The following is a 2,417-nucleotide window of genomic DNA, read 5'->3' as shown; positions in this document are numbered from 1 at the left end:
TCAGAGCGGGCATCAGGAATACATGCTGTTTGCGAGCAAAAACGGCATATTTTATCTAAGCAAGGATAAAATTTTAAATCGTCCGCGCGGCAGCGGCGCCGAAGGTCGGATAAAAGACGCTCTTTGGTACGTTTATTATAAATTTGGCGGGGAGGGCGGTAAGCTAAGCGCGCTAAAAAGGGCGGGTGACAATCCGTTTAAAGGCGCCGTGCGGCAGATTTCGGAAAAGCTTTTGAAAGACGACGCGGGATTTTACTATCTAAATTTCTACTCGCATAGCGTTTACGTCACGGGTCGCAGCGGCAGGCATCTGGATAAGCGGACGAATTTCATCGAGCTGCGAAAGATCACGCTAGACGTGCATGATGATGAGGTGATGGCGCAGATCGCGGACGAGGCGGCGCGAAACCCCGAGATGTCGCAGCCTGTTTTTATCGCGCAGGACGTGGAGTATGAAAACGGCACAGCCTTTTATATGTATTGCCTCGCGGCGGTTTTATTGCTTGGCGCTTGGATTTATAGCTATTTTAGAAAGCGCAGCTTGCGGCGCAGTTAAATTTGCCGTCAAATTTGCTCTAAATTTACAACCTTTCTTACCGATTTATTACGATTTCTAGCTAAAATCGCAGTGAAAAAAAATCAAAAGGAAATCCAATGGAAAACAAAATCATGGATAGCGTCAAGGGTGGCTTTTGGACGAAGCCCGTCATCATTTTCGTCCTGCTTTTGCTGCTGCTTATCCCGCTAGGTTTCATCAGCTCGATGATCTCTGACCGCGCCTACGTCAAGCGTACCGCCGAGGAGTCCATCATGCAGCCAGTCGGCGGCCCGCTTAGGATCGAGGGCGTTTTGATCTCGGTGCCGTACAAAAAACAAGCGGCCGTCTATAACGAAAACGGCGTACCTACGGTATCGCAGACTACCGAGCAGATCATGATAGCGCCGCAGTCATACGAGCTATCGACCCAGCTAAAACCGCAGTATCTAAAGCGCGGTATCTTTAGCGTGCCCGTTTTTAACGGCGACGTCGCGCTAAAAGCAAAATTTGCGCCGCTAAATTTCGAGCAGCTAAATATCGCGGAAAGCGACGTTTTGCTAAGCGAGGCGACGCTGATTTTGGGCGTGGGCAGCAAAAAAACCTTTACCGCGTTTCCCGCGCTAAAAGCAAACGGCCAAGATCTCACGCAGTCTTTTGCGCCGCCTAAATACTCGCCCTTTACCCAAAGCGTCCACTACAAGCTACCCGCAAATTTAGCAAACGGCGGCTTTGAGCTAACGGGCGCGCTATCTATGCAGGGCGGGCAGAGCGCGAGCTTCGTCCCTGTGGGGCAGGATAATAAATTTGACGTAAAATCCTCGTGGAGCTCGCCGTCTTTTAGCGGCGGGTGGCTGCCGAAATCTCGCGAAGTTACGAGCAGCGGCTTTAACGCGCAGTGGGAGATCTCGGGCCTTAGCACCAGCATCCCGCAGGCTTGGATCATGAACGGCGGACGCGAGATGGGGTTTGAGGGCATCGAGGCTAGCTTCATCAGCCCCGTAAACAACTACTCGCTCATCGCGCGCTGCGTGACCTACGCGATCTTGTTTTTAGCGGTGCCGTTTTTGGCGATATTTCTGTGCGAAATTTACAGCCGCGTCCGCATCCATCCGATCCAGTACCTGCTCATCGGAACCGCCGACGTGCTGTTTTACCTGCTCGTGCTCTCGTTTTCCGAGCATATTAGCTTTTTAGCTAGCTATCTTGTCGCGGCCGCAGCCGTGTGCGCGACGATACTTTTCTACGGCTCGGCGATCTTTCGAGCGCGCAAATGGGGCGTTTTTATCGCACTCGTGCACGGGGTTAGCTACTGCTTGCTCTACGGTATCTTGCAGTCTGAGGACTACGCACTTTTGATGGGCAGCGTGATGATATTTGCGGTGATAGCGCTGGTGATGTATTTGACCAGGAAGATAGACTGGTACGAAAACGGGCTGAAAATTTAGTTTTTTTGGCTTGTCTTTTTGGTTTATACATCGTTGGAAACTCGGTCGGCTTTCGGTCACGGACGATTGGTCCGCTCCCTCGCCTCCGTCGTTTCCGCCTTGTCTCCTCGTAGCGAAGTCTCGTTACGAGCGCTTGCGCGAAGTAAAAAAGAAAAATACTTCGCCTGAATGTTTTGCGTTCAAATTTAAGATTAAATTTAATTGAAATTTGAGCTTTGAAAGCCCAAATTTGAGTTAAATTTAAAAGGAAGCAGGCGGCCGTATCGCGAGATGGATTTGAATGGTGTGAAGCAAAAATGAGCAAAGCTAACCACGTAGGTTGCAGCAACGATATTTTTGCAAACTCATTCAAAGACGCTCGCGAGACAACGCCTCTAAAAAGGAAATAAAATGGCAAAAAATAATTTAATCGGCGGCTCCATCTGGGACGAATA

At 50.0% G+C, this 2,417-nt stretch carries 2 protein-coding genes; both read left to right on the top strand.

The window, feature by feature from the left end; translation table 11 throughout:
- Positions 1–556 (top strand): hypothetical protein (locus tag Q0546_RS08250; RefSeq protein WP_298792102.1); only part of this gene is annotated, 556 nt, incomplete at its 5' end.
- A 98-nt stretch (positions 557–654) separates the two neighbouring features.
- Positions 655–1,983 (top strand): cell envelope integrity protein CreD, encoded by a 1,329-nt coding sequence (creD, locus tag Q0546_RS08245; RefSeq protein ID WP_298792100.1) that lies wholly within the window; start codon positions 655–657, stop codon positions 1,981–1,983.
- Positions 1,984–2,417 lie beyond the last annotated feature (434 nt).

This window comes from uncultured Campylobacter sp. (genome assembly GCF_937997465.1).
GTDB lineage: Bacteria > Campylobacterota > Campylobacteria > Campylobacterales > Campylobacteraceae > Campylobacter_A.
Note: the sequence above shows the minus strand (reverse complement) of the source record. Positions and strands in the feature narration are given on the sequence as shown.

Excerpts from the sequence above, each read along its gene's own strand:
- creD (WP_298792100.1), top strand. The coding sequence starts at position 655 with ATGGAAAACAAAATCATGGATAGCGTCAAGGGTGGCTTTTGGACGAAG.